Source organism: Armatimonadota bacterium, from assembly GCA_025059775.1.
Classification (GTDB): Bacteria; Sysuimicrobiota; Sysuimicrobiia; order Sysuimicrobiales; family Sysuimicrobiaceae; genus Sysuimicrobium.
The window spans coordinates 73,382-89,302 of record JANXCW010000007.1; the positions used below are offsets into that span (position 1 = coordinate 73,382).

The 15,921-nt window shown below is 68.8% G+C and carries 19 protein-coding genes and 1 pseudogene; 12 read left to right on the forward strand and 8 right to left on the reverse strand.

Annotated features, from left to right (window positions below; all coding sequences use genetic code 11):
- The first annotated feature begins 10 nt into the window (after positions 1–10).
- The 7 genes from N0A24_06815 (at position 11) to N0A24_06845 (ending at position 4,336) form a co-directional block, all read left to right on the forward strand.
- Complete coding sequence (locus tag N0A24_06815; protein MCS7173093.1) at positions 11–319, forward strand: hypothetical protein; 309 nt, start codon at positions 11–13, stop codon at positions 317–319.
- Entirely contained in the window at positions 304–786 is a 483-nt protein-coding gene (locus N0A24_06820) for a hypothetical protein (protein ID MCS7173094.1), read from the forward strand. Before N0A24_06815 ends, N0A24_06820 begins: the two co-directional genes overlap by 16 nt.
- A gap of 126 nt (positions 787–912) precedes the next feature.
- The gene (locus N0A24_06825; GenBank protein ID MCS7173095.1) at positions 913–1,578 is read left to right on the forward strand and encodes a hypothetical protein; all 666 of its coding nucleotides are present in this window, start codon (positions 913–915) and stop codon (positions 1,576–1,578) included.
- Positions 1,579–1,672: 94 nt separating this feature from the next.
- Positions 1,673–2,242 carry a hypothetical protein gene (locus N0A24_06830; GenBank protein ID MCS7173096.1) on the forward strand — a complete coding sequence of 190 codons (570 nt, stop codon included), beginning with the start codon at positions 1,673–1,675 and terminating at the stop codon, positions 2,240–2,242.
- Positions 2,243–2,533 carry a transcriptional regulator gene (locus N0A24_06835; GenBank protein MCS7173097.1) on the forward strand — a complete coding sequence of 97 codons (291 nt, stop codon included), beginning with the start codon at positions 2,243–2,245 and terminating at the stop codon, positions 2,531–2,533. It begins immediately after the preceding gene.
- Between the two features lie 102 nt (positions 2,534–2,635).
- Complete coding sequence (locus N0A24_06840; GenBank protein ID MCS7173098.1) at positions 2,636–3,367, forward strand: hypothetical protein; 732 nt, start codon at positions 2,636–2,638, stop codon at positions 3,365–3,367.
- 312 nt (positions 3,368–3,679) lie between these two features.
- Positions 3,680–4,336: a hypothetical protein gene (locus N0A24_06845; GenBank protein MCS7173099.1), complete on the forward strand. Its 657-nt coding sequence runs from the start codon at positions 3,680–3,682 to the stop codon at positions 4,334–4,336.
- A gap of 31 nt (positions 4,337–4,367) precedes the next feature.
- Here the strand turns inward: N0A24_06845 and N0A24_06850 are convergent, their stop codons facing one another.
- From N0A24_06850 to N0A24_06870, 5 genes are all read right to left on the reverse strand, one after another.
- The gene (locus tag N0A24_06850) at positions 4,368–6,605 is read right to left on the reverse strand and encodes a tetratricopeptide repeat protein (GenBank protein ID MCS7173100.1); all 2,238 of its coding nucleotides are present in this window, start codon (positions 6,603–6,605) and stop codon (positions 4,368–4,370) included.
- Positions 6,606–6,615: 10 nt separating this feature from the next.
- Positions 6,616–7,224: an EpsI family protein gene (locus tag N0A24_06855; GenBank protein ID MCS7173101.1), complete on the reverse strand. Its 609-nt coding sequence runs from the start codon at positions 7,222–7,224 to the stop codon at positions 6,616–6,618.
- A complete protein-coding gene (locus N0A24_06860) occupies positions 7,221–8,045 on the reverse strand; it encodes an exosortase/archaeosortase family protein (GenBank protein MCS7173102.1) in 825 nt (274 codons plus the stop codon). Before N0A24_06860 ends, N0A24_06855 begins: the two co-directional genes overlap by 4 nt.
- Before the next feature lie 104 nt (positions 8,046–8,149).
- A complete protein-coding gene (locus N0A24_06865; protein ID MCS7173103.1) occupies positions 8,150–8,434 on the reverse strand; it encodes a PEP-CTERM sorting domain-containing protein in 285 nt (94 codons plus the stop codon).
- Between the two features lie 291 nt (positions 8,435–8,725).
- Entirely contained in the window at positions 8,726–8,899 is a 174-nt protein-coding gene (locus N0A24_06870) for a hypothetical protein (protein MCS7173104.1), read from the reverse strand.
- A 194-nt stretch (positions 8,900–9,093) separates the two neighbouring features.
- Between N0A24_06870 and N0A24_06875 the strand changes: the two genes are divergently transcribed.
- The 4 genes from N0A24_06875 to N0A24_06890 all read left to right on the forward strand — a co-directional run bounded on the left by N0A24_06875 (position 9,094) and on the right by N0A24_06890 (position 12,490).
- A complete protein-coding gene (locus tag N0A24_06875) occupies positions 9,094–9,801 on the forward strand; it encodes a PIG-L family deacetylase (GenBank protein ID MCS7173105.1) in 708 nt (235 codons plus the stop codon).
- Complete coding sequence (locus N0A24_06880) at positions 9,780–10,886, forward strand: DegT/DnrJ/EryC1/StrS family aminotransferase (protein ID MCS7173106.1); 1,107 nt, start codon at positions 9,780–9,782, stop codon at positions 10,884–10,886. The genes N0A24_06875 and N0A24_06880 overlap by 22 nt, the downstream gene beginning before the upstream one ends.
- Positions 10,850–11,917, forward strand: a complete 1,068-nt coding sequence (locus N0A24_06885; GenBank protein MCS7173107.1) for an undecaprenyl/decaprenyl-phosphate alpha-N-acetylglucosaminyl 1-phosphate transferase — start codon at positions 10,850–10,852, stop codon at positions 11,915–11,917. The genes N0A24_06880 and N0A24_06885 overlap by 37 nt, the downstream gene beginning before the upstream one ends.
- Before the next feature lie 63 nt (positions 11,918–11,980).
- Positions 11,981–12,490 (forward strand): hypothetical protein, encoded by a 510-nt coding sequence (locus tag N0A24_06890; GenBank protein ID MCS7173108.1) that lies wholly within the window; start codon positions 11,981–11,983, stop codon positions 12,488–12,490.
- A gap of 365 nt (positions 12,491–12,855) precedes the next feature.
- Here N0A24_06890 and N0A24_06895 read toward each other — a convergent pair whose 3' ends face one another.
- Entirely contained in the window at positions 12,856–13,212 is a 357-nt protein-coding gene (locus N0A24_06895; GenBank protein ID MCS7173109.1) for a hypothetical protein, read from the reverse strand.
- A gap of 643 nt (positions 13,213–13,855) precedes the next feature.
- Between N0A24_06895 and N0A24_06900 the strand changes: the two are divergent.
- A pseudogene (locus tag N0A24_06900) lies at positions 13,856–13,971 on the forward strand (undecaprenyl/decaprenyl-phosphate alpha-N-acetylglucosaminyl 1-phosphate transferase).
- A 177-nt stretch (positions 13,972–14,148) separates the two neighbouring features.
- Here the strand turns inward: N0A24_06900 and N0A24_06905 are convergent.
- Positions 14,149–15,438, reverse strand: coding sequence for an aminotransferase class III-fold pyridoxal phosphate-dependent enzyme (locus N0A24_06905; protein MCS7173110.1), 1,290 nt, complete (start codon positions 15,436–15,438; stop codon positions 14,149–14,151).
- A complete protein-coding gene (locus tag N0A24_06910) occupies positions 15,435–15,866 on the reverse strand; it encodes an NUDIX domain-containing protein (GenBank protein ID MCS7173111.1) in 432 nt (143 codons plus the stop codon). Before N0A24_06910 ends, N0A24_06905 begins: the two co-directional genes overlap by 4 nt.
- Positions 15,867–15,921 lie beyond the last annotated feature (55 nt).

Genomic DNA, 15,921 nt, shown 5'->3' on the forward strand with positions numbered 1-15,921 from the left:
GACGCGGCAGGTGGATGGTCGGCGTGCTCCTGGGCCTGCTCCTCCTGGGGGTCTTCCCCTGACAGCCGCGGAGCGGGCCACGGACCGGCTGCACGGGTTCGCGGCTACCATGCCGGACGAGTGGCGGGTCCGGATCAAGCCTTACGGGCTGCTGCTGAGCGACTTCGAGGGCTTCCTGCTGGTGCGCGGGGCCCCGAAGGCAGCGCCGGCGCAGGTGGTAGCTCCCTTCGTGGCGGAGGCCCGTGGCTGTCCGGGGGCGCAGCCCGCCTGTACTTCAAGGAGGTCCCGGGCGGCCTGCTGCTGGTGGCCCAGGGGCTGAGCTACCCCCTGCTGCTCGCCCAGGGCATAGGAGAGCACACCTCGGCCCTGTTCTCTGCACGGGCCCGGGAACGCCTCGCGGCCTTCTCCTACGACGCGGCGCACCTGCTGGTGCCCGGCCAGAATGCGGTGCTGGCGGTCAGCGCCTACCTCCCCCGGGACGCGTCCCGGGCTACCCGTCGGGCAGCGCTCCTGGCCCTGCGCTCCCTCACCTTCCTGCCCCCACACGAGCGGGTAGCTTACCGCATACAACCGGTCTATGACCCGCTCCTGGGCATGGTGGCGATGCAGGTCCCGGTCCCCGAGGGGTATGCGTTCCAAGGCGGGGTTGTGCCGCAGGCCAACCTGCGCTGGCCCGCGCTCTTCCTCTCGCGCGGCCGCCGCGTCCTGCGTCAGGACGTGGTGTACGTGAACTCCGGAGGCGTTCAGTCCCAGTTCGGGGCCAACGCCCAGACCCGCCTCACCTGAAACGGCAACACCGCCGCGCAGCCCGGGGCCTTCTGCCTGACCCGGGAGGACCAGGTTCCGCGGTTCCTCCTCAAGCTGTGGCGGATGGAGACCGGCGCCGCGTGGGCGCCGAAAGAGGTCACCGCCTTGGTGGAACGGAGCAGGGTCGGCCGCCTCCTGGAGCAGGTGGAAGAAGCCATGAGGCCCAAGTCCACAGCCCTGCCGCAGATGCGGGGCACCCAGCTCTTCGACCTCTCCACCCGGTTCGTCGTATCCGCGACCTCCGGAGGGTTGGTACGCAAGGCCTGGGCGGACGCCCGGAGTTTGGGCTACCGGATGCAGAGCTTCGCCGCGAGGTCCTTCAACTGCGAGGTTTACCTGCGGGCCACGGTGGCCCAGGCGGAGACGGGCGGCTTCGAGCAGGCCATGGGCACGTTCCTGGGGGTGCTGCTGGGGGTGCAGACCAACCCCGAGTGGCCGCTGCGGGAGGCGGAGCGGTCGCGGGCCGCCAGCCGCGAGCAGACCCGCATGGTGCTCGAGATGATCCGCCAAAGCCAGGAGTTCAACACGTGGATGAGCCGATCGTGGACCAACCTTCTCAGCGACCAGACCTACGTACGGGACCCCGCCACCGGTGAGGTGTTCCGCGCGTACAAGCAGTCGTTCGACACGGGTACGTTCTGGCGGGATCCCGTGTTCGGCGGGATCCTGGGCGGGGTGGAGCCCGGCGGGCGACTGGAGGAGCTCCTGCGCACGGAGGGCTGGCGCAGGCTCGAGGAGTCCCTGAGCGGGTTATCGGGAACCTGGCGTTAAACCGTTCGGCTCTTTGACCCCCGGAGGGTCTTGACAACAGGCGAATACCATGCAAAGTACTCTGTAGTACAAATTTATTTGGGAGGTGATCAAGATGGTGGCCGAGGAAGGGCTGGAGCGGGAAGTCCAGAAGGTGCGGGACGTGGTGGACCGGGCCCGGCGGTGGGCCGTGGCTGGTCTGTGGGGCCCCTACTTCCTCCTGTGGGGACTCGTGCTCCTCGGAGGAGGACTGAGCGAGCTCGTGGGCGCATGGGAGGTCAGGAGGGTAGCCTGGCCGGTCCTGGTGGGCCTCGGGGCCGTGGGGAGCGGGATCCTGGGAGCGGTATTGGGGCCCCGGGCCCGGGTACAGGATCCCCTCTGGTGGCGGCACCCCCTTCACTGGGGCCTGGTAACGGCCGTGGCCCTGGGTCTTCCGTACCTTACCGGCCTGGGCTGGTCGGCGGCAGGAGGGCTTGCGGTTCACCTGGTGTTCGCGCTGGGCTATGTGCTGTACGGGATGTGGTGGTTCCCGGTGGCGGCCGCAGTCGGGGCCGGAGCAGGGGTTGCCGTGCTATTGGGCTACCTCCTGGCCCCCACCTCCCTGGGAGCCATCGGTGCCCTCGCATGGGCAGCTGCCCTGCTGGCGAGCGGGCTTCTCACGGGGGTTCGGTGGGGGTGGCGGTAGATGGGCCGGGATGCGCTCGCCCAGGGGACCCGTCTGCGCATCATGGCGGCCCTCTCCTCCCTGCCGGAGGGAAGCGCCCTGGAGTTCGAGGCGCTCCGGGAGCTGCTGGACTTGACTCCGGGAAACCTCTCGGCCCACCTCCGGGTGCTGGAGGAAGCGGGCTACATCGCGGTGGACAAGGGATACGTGGGTCGAAGGCCCCGCACCTGGATCCGGGCCACCCCTAAAGGTCGGGAGGCCTTCCGGGAGGAGCTGGAGACCCTGCTGGAGTTGAGCCGGAAAAAGAACTAGAACCTTCCCCCCATCCGATCCGTCCAAAATCCTTCCGATGGAGGAGGGACAGGCTCCTGTGTCCGGCCTATAAGGAAGGCAGGTCTACTAAGGGGAGGCGTCATGGGTAGGAAGGGGCTTGGCGCGTGTTGGGTATCGGGTCGAAGGCGGCTGGCGATCCTGCTGGCCGGACTGTTTGTCCTCGCCGTCCCCCTCGTGGCGGCGGCGGTGTCTGTCCGGCTGTCGACCGACGGCGGGGCAACGTGGGTCCAGTGCGACGACGGAAATCTGAGTTGTGATGCAAACCCCGCCCCCGGGGTTGTGACCTTCATCGGCGCGGTCGGCCCCTTCACCGTGAACGTGACGACCGCGATCACGGAGCCGGTCCTGGGAAGTTTGAGCTTCGCCATCCTGGACTTGAACTCTGTGAACGTCTCGGGCGGACCCGGCACGCTCCTGATCCAGGCCAGCCACACTGGGTACACGGGGCCGCTTCCGGGCGGGATCTATCCTGCGGCCCTGGCGGTGGGCGGCACTGCCCCTCCGGGCGGCACCGCCCAGTTCTGGGCCTACCTGGATGACGCTAACACGTTGTTCGGCAAAGGTAGCCTCCTCGCGTCCTTCGGGCCTTTCGGGCCTGGTGGGTACAGCGGAAACGCAACAGGAGCGGCTTCTGCCACCGCGCCGTTCGCCCTCACCCTGGAGGCGAAGATCGCCCACTCGAGGGCTGGGAACTCCAGCTTTGACTTCGAGGTCCGGCCCCGGGTGGCAGAGCCGGGGATGCTGTCGCTGTTCGGCATCGGACTCGGTTCGGTGCTGGTGGGCGGCCGGCGCAGGGCCAGCCGGGTCGGGTAGCGCCGGCTAACCCCTCCCGAAAGCGCGAGGGCCCCGCCCGGGCGGGGCCCTCAGGTTTGGCCGCAGAGCGATCCGGAGCCCAGGCCAATTCAACCATCTGATCCACGCAAATCCTCCGGTTGGATGAGTACGTGACCATCCAGGGGTGGCCGGCCGCGAACCTGTTCCGCACCAGTTAGGTCGACTCTACCTCTCCTGGCGCAAGCCCGACCAGGTGAGGCGTTCTTCTGCGTCACGGCACCGCCCCGCCGTGCGACATCGAGATCCAGCAGCGCTGCCGGCCAAGGCCTCGGCCTTGGCCTGAGGTACAATATGCTTGAGATGCCCTTCACGGTGAAGGACTTCCAGGACCTGCTGAAGCTGCTCAGGGAGCGCCCCGAGTGGCGGGAGGAGCTCCGCCGGGTGCTGCTCACCGATGAGCTCCTGGAGCTACCGAGGGTGGTGCGGGAGCTCGGGGAGGAGGCCGTCGCACGCCTCGCGGAAGCCCAACTCAGAACCGAGGAACGGGTGAGCCGCCTCGAGGAGGCCGTCGCACGCCTGGAAGATGCCCAGGCCCGTACCGAGTTAGCCTTGCAGCAGCTCGCCCAACAAGTAGGCCGGCTCTCGGACGCCGTGGGGTTCACCCTGGAGGAGCTGGCCCGGGAATTGGGCCCTTCCTACCTCGCCCAGCGCTTCGGCATCCGGGTGGAGAGCCTGGAGCGCCGCTTCTTCACCGTGGACGGTGAGGAAGTGGAGGTGGACTTCTTCGGAGAGGGGACCCGGGACGGCGAGCGGATCGTGGTGGTGGGCGAAGTCCGGAGCCGGATCTACGGCCGGGATGTGGAAGTCCTGGCGCGCCGAGTCCGCAGCCTCGCGCCTCAGCTTACAGGGACTCCCGTACCAGCCCTGTTCGGATTCGTGATCCACCCCTCGGCCCAGCAAGCCGCCGACCGCACCGGAGTCCTCCTGATCGCCGCGGTGGGGAAATAGCCGCGGCCCTCGGACGGCCACCGACCCGAGTCTACCGCGCCGAGGCCCCCAGCTCCCCCAGAACCCGCTGGGCCTCCCCGGACTCCCGGAACTCCCCTTTCCCGGCCAGGGCGGCCCGTAGTTCCCGTACGGCCTCCTGGCGGTTGCCGAGCCGGTAGTGGGCCATGCCCAGGTGGTAGCGCACGGTGGGGTTGTCGGGTAGCCCCCGCGCCGCTTCCTGCAGCAGCGGCAAAGCCTCTTGGAATTGCCCTCGTCTGTAGTAGACCCACCCCAGCGTGTCGGCCACGTTGGGGTCCTGCGGCAGGCGCTCTCTGGCCATCTTCGCGAGCTCCAGGGCGCGGTCCAGGTTCGTTCCCCGGTCCGCCAGGAGGTAAGCGAGGTTGTTGGCGGCGAGCGCGTAGTTGGGATCCACCCGCAAGGCCCGCTCGTAGTAGCTCATGGCCAGGTCCACGTTGCCCTGCTGCTCGTGCAGGTTGCCGATGAGGGTGTAGAGGTTTGGGTTGCGGGGATCGAGCCGCAGCGCCTCCTCGTACTTCCGGGTCGCCAGTTCGAACTTCCCCTGCCGTGCGTACAGCCGGCCCAGCATGAGGTAGGCCCGGGGGAGTCGAGGGTTGGCCACAGTCCCCCGGATGTACGCCTGCTCCGCCCGCACCAGGTCTCCCATCTCCTCGTAGACCATCCCCAGCACCACGTAGGCGTTCGAGTGCTCGGGGTACTTCCGGATCTCCTGCTGCACGCGGGCGATGGCTAAGTCGAACCGCCTGCGCTGGACGTGCACCCGGGCGATCTCCGCGAGGGCATCGGCGGCATCGGGCCGGATGCCCAGGGCCTCCTCGAACTCCCGCAACGCCGCATCGAGCACTCCCAGGAGCCGGAGGGTGATCCCCGCACGGATGCGGGCGGCCACGTTCCTGGGCTCCACCTCCGCGGCCTTCCGGTAGGCCCCCAGAGCCCGATCGAGCCGCTGCCGGCGGGCGTAGAAGTCGCCTAAGGCGATGTATGCCGCGGCCCTCTTCGGAAAGAGGGCTACGAGCTTCTGGAGCTCCCGTTCCCCGCGGTCGAACAGGCCCATGGCCGCATACACGTTCGCGAGGGTCACCCGGGCCAGGACGAAGTGGGGCGCGCGCTTCGTGGCTTCCTCCAGCTGCTCCCGGGCCCGCTCAGGCTTTCCCTGCACGAGGTAGGCCTGAGCCAGCAGAAACCGGGCCTGCACCAGGTGCGGAGCCAGCAGCACCGTGGCCCGCAGTGCCTCCACCCCCTTGTCGAGCTTCCCCTCCCCCAGCCGGGCCCGGCCCAGGAGGTAGTGAGCAAGGGGGTCGTTGGCGTTGGCGAGGAGGAGCTTGCGGGCCACCTCCGCGGCCTCCTCCCACCGTTCCTGCACGAGCAACAGTTCCCCGAGTTTGAGAGGGGCCGCGTTGGCGTGCGGCGCCAGATCCCACGCCCGGCGGTAGTGGTCCATGGCTTCCGTCAGCTTGCGCCGGGACGCATAGAAGTCCCCCAGGGCCACGAGCGGCTCGGGCCGGAGGCGCAGGTCCTCCGCGGCCTGCTTGAGGACCCGTTCCGCCTCCTGCCCACGATCCGTGCGGGCCAACAGTGCCGCGAGGGAGACCCGGGGATCCGGATCCTGCGGCGCCCGCCGTACCCCTTCCCGCAGCACCCGCTCGGCATCTTCCACCCGCTTTCCGGCCAGGAGCAGGGTGGCCTTCCACACGTACGCCCGGCCTAGCTTCGGATCCAGGCGCAGCGCCGCATCCACCAGCTCCAGGGCCTGCCCGGCGTTTCCCCGGGAGCCCACGGCCTGACTCAGCAGAAGGTGCGCCCTCGCGTCCTGGGGTCTTCGGAAGAGTACCGCCCGGGCCTCCTCCTCGGCTCGGGCAGGCTCGCGGGCCGCCAGGTACAGCTCCGCGAGGGCGAGGCGAGGATCCAGGTACCCGGGATCGAGCTCCAGGCTCTTCCGGAGGGAACCGTGTGCGCGGGGAAGGTCCCCGAGCCGCAGGTAAGAGAAGCCCAGCCGGTAGTGAGCCCGGGCGTCCTCCGGCCGGATTCGCAGGATGTTGCGGTAGGCGATGACCGCCTCCCGGTAGCGCTCCGCGGCGAAGAAGGCCTCGGCCTGCCTCCAGTTGCGGGCAAGGCGCACCTGCGGGCTGCGCCACACGGCAAGGCCCGCGGTGGCCAGCAGCACCACGCCGAGCAGCGACAGCCCCAGGATCCACAGCCGCCGAGGCCGCCCCGATCGGATCTTCGGCGCGTGCAAGGCGTCCACCGTCATCCCCGCCTCCTCACTCCGGCAGGCGCCGCAGGATTTCGGGCAGGGCCGCCCGCAGGAAGGCCTCCGCTCGACGCAGGGCTTCTTCCTGGTCCGACTGCACAGGAGCCGAGACCCGCACCAGGGCCCCGTCCGACCTGCGTTCCACGAGCGCCCGCCGGACCTGATCCAGTTTTGCCCGGTACGGATCCCGCACCGCGCGGCGCCCCAGCTGGTACCAGTACAGGACCACCGCGGGCTCGCCGTGCTGCACCACCAGCGCCCGGTTCACCTCCACGCCCAGACGGCGCACCCGATGGGGACCCACCTCCCGCACCTGGCAATCCCCCCAGCAGGCGGCCTGGACCTGGGCCCGAGAGAAATCCCGGGCGAAGTATGCGATGTAGAGGAGCACGGGCCTGCCCTGCGAATCCGTATAGCGCCGGCTGAGCCAGGCCCCCGGCCGGGTGCGGGCGAGGGCATCGGGGTCGGGCGCCTCCTGGCTACCGGTCCACCCCTCCATCCGGCGGGGCAGCGTCTCCAACCCCTCCGGGAGCGGGGTGGCCTGCCCGAGGCCGGCCTGCAGCACCGCAGCGCTCAAGAGAAGGCTACCAAGCGCGGCCAGGACCTTCGGCCCGCTCATGCCGTCCTCGAGCCGCGGCCCAGGGCCGAGGAGACCCCGACCAGCATGGCGGTGGCCACCACGAACACCATCCAGCCGGAGACCGTGTGGTAGGTGCCCTCGTAGATGCCCAGGGCGATGTTGCTGGTCACCCGCACGGCGTTGGCGAGGACGGCGATGGGGACCACGGAGGCCACGAGCACCACCCGCTCCCGCCACCGCTCCTGGGTCAGGTGCGCGAGGAGGACCCCCGTGGCCGTGAGGGCCACCAGCGACCGGAACCCGCTGCAGGCCTCCGCCACCTCCAGCTGCACGTTGGGGAGGTCGATGTAGATGCCCTCCACGTACACGGGGTAGCCCAGCAGCTGCAGCACCTCCGCGCTGAACTGGGCCGTGAAGATCTGCAGGGGCCAGGTGAGCCGCTGGAGCAGGCCCTGGGGGAGGGGGATCATCAGCCCCAAAAACAGCACCGGAAACGCCACCAGCCGCACCACGCTCCAGCCACCCAGGAGCAGCACAAGGCCCAAGAGCACCGGGATCAGGGAGGCGCGGGCCAGGATCGCGATCCCGCCGGTCCGGCCCAGGACCAGGGCGGCAAGTCCCCAAAAAAGCACGGGAAGCCCAAGCCACGTCCCCCCCGGACGGCAGGCCCGCAGGGTCCGGCGCCGCTCCCAGACCAGGTAGGCGGCCACGGGCGGGATGTAGTAGCCGTAGCCGTAGGTGGTGTCCACCGCCCACTGGGCGGCCATGTCCCGGACCACGGGGGCGTACAGCCACCCCAGGAGGGCCGCGATCCCTCCGAGTCCTGCCGCGGTGGCGTAACGGCGCAGGTTGCCCTCCACGAGTCGCTCCTCACTTCGGAGGATTGCGCTTTGGGCGCTGAGGCGCCTTCATCCGGGGGGAGGATCGGGAGGGATCGTTCGGAGGAGGGACCTCGAGCCGATGCCTACGCGGGCCGCCTGCGGCGCGCGAGCCCTGCCGCGGCCACCACCCCCACCAGGGCCGTCCCCATCAGGGCCAGGGAGGCGGGCTCCGAGGCCGCAACGCGAGGGCACCGAGGGTCCGGCCCCGCGCACAGGAAGTAGCCGCTGCTCCCGAACTCCACCCACCAGGTGGCGTTCTGCAGGGCTGTGAGATCCGCAGAACTGAGGTCGGCGCTGAAGTTCACGAAAAACTCCAGGGTGTCCTGGACGAAACCCAGCCCTCCGGCACCGGTGAAGGCCGTGCTCAACAGGCCACCCTGCGGGCCGTCAAGCCCCCGAGGCCCGTCGCGGTTGGGGCCTGAAGCGAACTGCCGGGTAGGTGGTGGCCGGAGGTGGCCCCGCAGGATCACCAGAACCCGTGGATCCGCTTGCGATCTTTGCCGACCCGCCCGTGATGCTCTGCGCGATGGCATTGGGGGTCCACCCGAAACTCGTGAGCAGCCGGCAGGCGGCGTCCAAACCAGCCGTCACCAGCTGAGGGCACGACCCACTCACTCCCGTCGGCAGGGGGACCGACAGTTCGAAGGTGGTCAGGTTCGTCACCAACTCGCAAGCCCCAGGGCCGTCAGGGCTCCGAACAGAGCGGTCCCCATCAGCACAATCCCGCCGGGTTCAGGCACCTCCCCGGGCCGCTCCTGTGCCCAGGCGGGCAAGGCTCCGGCGAGCAAGAGCAACGCAACCCCAAACACCAGCCCCCTTCCTACCTTCCGCATCTTCCCCTCATTAGCCTGAGAACTGCTTGCCTAAAAACTGGCGCCTCCCCCGACCCCTTGTCCGTCCTCCATTCGGAGGAAAGCTCGGGATCAAAGGGTTCCCTCCCTCCCACAATCCTTCGCTTGATTAGGTCAAACCGTTCATTCGGATAGAAGCCACTGAGCGGGGATCCGTCTAGGATGGATCGAGACCGATGGACGGGTTCTGGGTGGGCCAGCGGGTTTTGGTGGTCGCCCCGCACCCTGATGACGAAGTCTACGGGTGCGGGGGAACCGTGGCCAAGGTGAAGGCTTCAGGTGGGGAGGTGTTCGTGATCGTGGGGTCGGTGGGCGACCTCCGACACTACTCCGCCGAGCACCCGCTGGTGCGGGGCGCCCAGCGTCTGGAGGAGCTGCGGGCGGCCATGGAGGTCCTGGGGGTGGACGGGTACGAGGTCCTCTTCGAGGACACCCACCGGCACATGCGTCTGGACGCAGTCCCCCGTCGGGACCTGGTGACGCTGCTGGAGCGGGAGGCCCGCTACAGCATCGACCGGATCCGGCCCACGGCGGTGATCCTGCCCCACCCCAGCTACAACCAGGACCACGAGGCCCTCTTCTGGGCCGGGTTTGCCGCCTGCCGGCCGCACCTCCCGGAGGACAAGCCCTTCGTGCGGCTGGTGCTGTCGTGTGACGCCCCGCAGCTGTGCTGGAGCCCTGCTCCCTTCCACCCCAACTTCTACGTGGACATCTCGGAGTTCCTCGAGGTGAAGCTGCGGGCCCTTCGCTGTCACGCCTCCCAGCTGCGTCCCGACCCCCACCACGGGAGCGTGGCGAACGTGGAGCGGCTTGCGCGGCTGCGGGGTTCTGAGATCTCCGTACAGGCCGCGGAGGCGTTCACGTGCCACCGCATGGTGCTGTAGTCCCCCACTCCCGCCCCACCCTGGATGAGGTGGACATCCAGGCGGTGGCTGAGGTCCTGCGCTCGGGACGGATCAGCCAAGGCCAGGTCACCCGCCGGTTCGAGCAGGCGGTGGCCCGGTTCCTGGGCCTTCGGGACGGGGTAGCCACCAGCTCCGGGACCGCGGCGCTGCACCTGGCGCTTGTGGCCCTGGGAGTCGGAAGCGGGGACGAGGTGATCCTACCGAGCTACACCTGCGTGGCATTGCTCCAGGCGGTGCGCTACGTGGGCGCGGTCCCGAAACTGGTGGACCTGGAACCCGAAGGCTACAACCTCTCGGTGGAAGAAGTCCGGCAGACGATCACCCGGCGCACCCGGGCCGTGCTGGTCCCCCATATGTTCGGGACTCCCGCGGCAATCGAAGCCCTGTGTGGGTTGGGGATTCCCGTGATCGAGGACATCGCCCAGGCCCTGGGGGCCGCGGTGGACGGAAGACCCGTGGGCTCCTTCGGGGATGTGGCCGTCTGCTCCTTCTACGCCACAAAGGTGCTGACCACGGGGGAAGGCGGGATGGTGCTCTCGGACTCGGAGCTCCTGCTGCGCCGGGTTCGGGATCTCCGGGACTACGACGGTCGTCGCCGCCTGCGAACCCGGTTTAACTACAAGCTCACGGATTTCCAGGCCGCCCTGGGGTTCTCGCAGCTCCGCAGGCTGCCGGAGATGTTGGACCGTCGGCGGAGCCTCGCGGCCCGGTACGCGGAGCGGGTTCAGGTCCTGGGATTGCGGCCCCCGGCCGTGCGGCCCGGTTCGGCCCCCATCTACTACCGGTACGTGGTTTCCGTGCCCGATGCGGCAAAGGTCCGAGAGGCCCTGCAGGCGTACGGCGTGGAGAGCCCTCCGCCCGTATTCTGGCCCCTCCACCGGTACCTAAGCCTATCGGGATTTCCCCGTACGGAGCGGGCGTACCGCACCGCGCTCTCGCTCCCCCTGTATCCATCGCTCCAAGAGGAGGAGGTGGACCGGATCTTTCTGGCCCTGGAAGCCGCGCTAGTGGCACAGGAGAGAACAAGGTGGCGGGTGTCCTCCTCGCCTTCCTCTGCGCGCTAGCGCTGGCCCTCCTGACCACCCCCGCGGCCGCGTGGGCGGCCCGGAGGCTCGGGATTTTGGACCTGCCCGCTCCCCGCAAGCTCCACCGGGTGCCCACTCCGCTTCTGGGCGGGGCGGCGGTCTACCTGGCCTTCAGCTCCGCGACCCTGCTGTGGGCCCGGCCGGTGAACGATCTGCACGTGATCCTGCTGCTTGCGGGCGCTGCGGCCTTCGCCCTGATCGGGATCGTGGACGACGTGCGGGGAGTAGGGGCTGCGAAGCTGGCGGTAGAGGCGGGCGTGGTGGTGCTCATCGTGTGGCTGGGGGATTTCCGGCTGGGGCTTCCCTGGCCTTACGCGGGCTATCTCGTGGCCGCGGGGTGGATCGTGGGGCTCGCGAACGCCCTCAACTGTCTGGACTGCGCGGACGGGACGGCTTCGGGCGCCGCGGCGGTGAGCGCGGGGGCGCTGGCCCTCCTCGCCATCCTGGCCCAGCGATGGGCGGTGGCCACAACGGCCGCGGCCCTGGCAGGGGCGTCCTTAGGGTTTTTGCGCTATAACTTCCCGCCCGCCCGCATCTTCCTGGGGGATTCTGGAAGCCTCATGCTGGGGTTCCTGCTGGCGGCGTTGAGCGCCGCTTTGGCCCTCAGCCTGGACTCCGCCTGGGAGATCGCCGCTCTCGGCGTGATCCTCGGGCTTCCGGCCTGGGACTTCCTGCTGGTGCACTGGCGGCGCTACCGGAACGGGCTGCGCAACCCCATCCAGATCATGGTCTCCACGGGAAAGGATCACCTGCCCCATCGGCTGCTGGAATCGGGGCTGCGGCCGGGTGAGGTGGTGATGCGGATCTGCGGGCTCAGCGCGGTGCTGGGGGCGAGCGGGATCGGAATGGCGCTTTGGGGGGTGGTGGGCACCGCGATCTCCGCGGGGATCCTGAGCGGGGGTGTGGTATTCCTGAACCTCGTTCGGACGGAACGCGTAGGGAGGAACGGATCCCGGCAGGCCCGGGAGGAACGACCGGACGCCTCCCTGCGCGGAGCACGGGGGATCTAGGTCAGGCTTTTCCGGACAACAGGGGAGCGGAGAGGGCCCGAGCGGAGCGCGGGAGGGGAGTCCATGAATGCGCCGAGACGCGTGACCAAGCTCCAGCATCCTCCGAATCCCGGCCTCGCCCGCACCCTCACGGAGCTGGTGCACGGTCTGCGGCTCATAGAGGGGCGCCTTCTGCGCGCCATCCGGCAGGCCGCGCGGGGCGACACGACCCCGGAGGCCCTCATCCAGGATCTGCGGGACCTCCTGGTAGACCTCCAACGTTCCTACCGGCGGGCCGAAGAGCTCCTGGACCGCCGGGACCTCCTGTTCAGCCACGAGCAGAAGCTGCGACAGATCCTCCAGCACCACGTGTGGCTCTACCGGCGCATCCACCTGGAGCAGTTTTTCCTGAGCAAGCTGCGCCTGGAGGCGCAGCTGCGGAGCATGATCTCGGAAGAGGCCTTCGAGCTCTACCAGGACCTCCAGGGGATTGACGAGCTGGAGCGGGCGTTCCTGCTGAAAACGGATCAGGAAGTGCAGCTCTCCCTCCGGGAGAGCTCCCAGGGTGATCTCTGGATACCCCCTCACCGGTAATCCCCCCAGACAACGTGGGATACCACTTGTGAGTACGCGGGCTTGCAGGAGTGGGGACCAGCGGGGGAAACGCCAGGAGCCGCGCCTGCCGGCGGCCGCCCAGGAGCAGGACGAGCCCGAACAGGACTGGGACGAGGGACAGGCGGGCCAGCCGGGCGACGCCCCCGAGTCTATCTGCGACCAGTGGGAGGCAACAAGTTGACTGCACGGGCCTCCTGCCACGGGCACCCTCCCAGGGCATCATCTACCCGCGTGCCCAACTGCTTTCCTCTTTCCTCCCTCCGACCGGAGGATTGGCCGGCATCGGTCGGCGGAGGACTTCCGGAGACTTGAAACGTCTGCACCCGGCCTGGGGAGGGCCCGCGCTACGCGACGCGCTTGCGGCGCTTCAGGCCGCTCGCGGTCAGTGCCCCCGCGAGGGCCATGCCCATGAGCGCCACAGCCGCTGGCTCGGAAGCCCGAACTGATGGCCCGCAGCGAGGGTCAGGACCTGCGCACAGGAAGTAGCCGCTGCTCCCGAACTCCACCCACCAGGTGGCGTTCTGCAGGGCTGTGAGATCCGCAGAACTGAGGTCGGCGCTGAAGTTCACGAAAAACTCCAGGGTGTCCTGGACGAAACCCAGCCCTCCGGCACCGGTGAAGGCCTTGCTCAACAGGCCACCCTGCGGGCCGTTAAGCCCCTGAGGCCCGTCGCGGTTGGGGTCTGAAGCGAACTGCGTCATGTGGGGATACATTGGTCGAGATGAAGTCAAGCTTCCCGGTGCCGTCCATGGGCTCGTTGTTCCCGTAGCCCCACTCCGCGCTCCAGTCCGTACCCGCCGGGTACGTAGTATTTGGCGCTGGCTTATCCCCTAACCCAGTGGATCCGGCCGCGATCTTCGCAGACCCTCCCGTGATGCTCTGCGGGATCGCATTGTGGGTCCAGCCGAAGCTAGTGAGCAGGCGGCAGGCCGCATCGAGCCCGCTTCCGACCAGGTACGGACACGTTGCGCTCACTCCGGTCGGGAGCGGGACCGACGACCCGAACGTCGTCAGGTTGGTGACGAGGATCTTCAGTTGGTTCGGCGCCGTTTGCATCACTTCGATCCTCGCCCTGTAACCGGTGGATCCTCCGAGTTGGATCACGAACCCGTAGGCCGCCGCGGATAGCACCAGTACCCCAGCCAGGGCTAGAGTTGCGGAGACATAGCGAGTGCGCCTACACACCTCGACACCTCTTGGAGCTTGCCCGCTAGCGGGGGCCTCTGCCATCCTCCGAACGGATGATTTGTGGGGATCTGTTAGGGGAGAACGCCGGCAATCCTCGAGCGGGAGGTCCGCTCCAGCATGGACCGGGTGCGGCCCGCGGTGGTGGCTACTACGGCCGCGGCCTTGGCTGGAGCCTCCTTGGGATTTCTCTGCGCTACAACTTCCCGCCCGCCCGCATCTTCCTGGGCGACTCCGGGAGTCTCATGCTGGGATTCCTGCTGGCAGCCCTGAGCGCGGCCCTCGCCCTTAGCCTGGAGTCCACCTGGGAGCTTGTGGCCTTGGGGGTGATCCTCGCGCTCCCTGCTTGGGACTTCCTCCTGGTACACTGGCGACGCTACCGGCAGGGCCTGCGTACCCCCCTCCAGATCATGGTCTCCACGGGAAAGAACTCCCTTCACCGGCTGTTGAGCTCAGGGTTGCGTCCCTCCAGCGTGGAGGCTCTCCAGCATCTCCCGCACAGCCCCAAGGGCCATGTCCAGACGCTTTAGAGCGAGTGCGATCTGCTCCCGGGTGATCACAAGAGGCGGGGCGATGCGGATCACCTCGGGCCGGTTCAGGGCGAAGTAGAAGATCACCCCGCGCTGCAGGGCCTCCGCGGCGCACAGCAGCGCCACTTCCGGATCCGTGAACTCCAGGCCGATCAACAGGCCCTTCCCACGCACCTCCCGCACGAGGTCCGGATAACGGGCAGCCAAGGAACGCAGGCCGTCGAGCAGGAACGCGCCGAGGGTCACGGCCCGCTCCCACAGCCGCTCCTCCAGGAGGACCCGGATGGTGGCGATGGCGGCCGCGCACGCTGCGGGGTTCCCGCCGAAGGTGGAGGAATGCAGATAGGGGTCGGAGACGAAGGCTGTCCACAGGTGCGGGCGGGCCACGAAGGCCCCGATGGGCATCACGCCGCCGCCGAGCCCCTTGGCTAGGGTGAGGATGTCCGGGGTGATCCTCGCGTGCTCGCACGCGAACATCCGGCCCGTCCGCCCCATGCCCGTCTGCACCTCGTCCACGATGAGAAGGATGCCCTTGCGATCGCAGATCTCCCGGACCCGGGCCAGGTAATCCTCCGGGGGGATCCGTACCCCACCCTCCGCCTGGATGGGCTCCACCAGGAAGGCCGCGGTGTCTGCGTCGATGGCCTCCTCCAGGGCTCCGGGATCCCCGAAGGGGATGTGCCGGAATCCCGGCACGAGGGGCTCAAAGGGCTTGCGGTACTTCTCCCGGCCCGTGGCCGAGAGGGCTCCCAGGGTCTTTCCGTGGAATGCTCCCTCCGTGGCCAGGATCCCCGGTTTGCCGGTGGCAACGCGGGCGAGCTTGATGGCTCCTTCTACCGCCTCGGCCCCGCTGTTGCAGAAGAAGGCGTAGCGGAGATCACCGGGCGTGATCTCGGCCAGCAGCGCCGCCAGTTCCGCCTCCGGCCGCCGGGGCAGGGCCCGTACGGACATGGGCATACGCTGGATCTGCTCGATGACCGCCTGGATTACCCGCGGATGTCGGTGGCCCAGGACGAAGACCGCGGGACCGCCGGAGAAGTCCAGGTATTCCCGACCGTGAACGTCCCGCACCACCGCGCCCTCGGCCTCCCACTCCACGGTCTCGATCCCCGCAAACCGCCAGAGCTTCACGAGCCCCGGGTTCACGTGCTCCGCGTACTTCCGGAAGGTATCCTCCACGAAGTGCATGATTCCGGTGGCAGGTTCCCTCACGTCCCCGCCTCCTCCCGTGCTCTCAGGATCTCCCGGGCTCGAAGCAGGATCTCGCGCGTCTCCCGGTACCGCACCCATCGCACCGCCTCGTCCAACGGTACCCACCGGGCCTCCACAAACCCCTCCTCCGCCTGCGGACGAGGCTCCTCCCCTCCCAGCCACTCCAGGAGATAGTAGCGCACGGTCTTGTCGTAGAAGGTCTTCTCCGGAGGCCAGTAGAACCGGTAGCGCTCCTCGCCGAGGTCCGCCACCAGCCGGAGGTTGTGCACTCCCGCCTCCTCCCCCACCTCCCGGCGGGCAACCTCCTCCTCCGTCTCCCCTGCCTCCACGGTCCCCTTGGGGAGCATCCACCTGCCGTTGCGGTGGAGCAGCAACAGAACTTCAGGCCCGGAGGGGCTCGAACGGAACACCACACCGCCCGCACTCATCGCCCGCTTCCAGGTCCGCGCTTGAGGGGTCGATCGCCGGGAGCGCTTCCTGGCC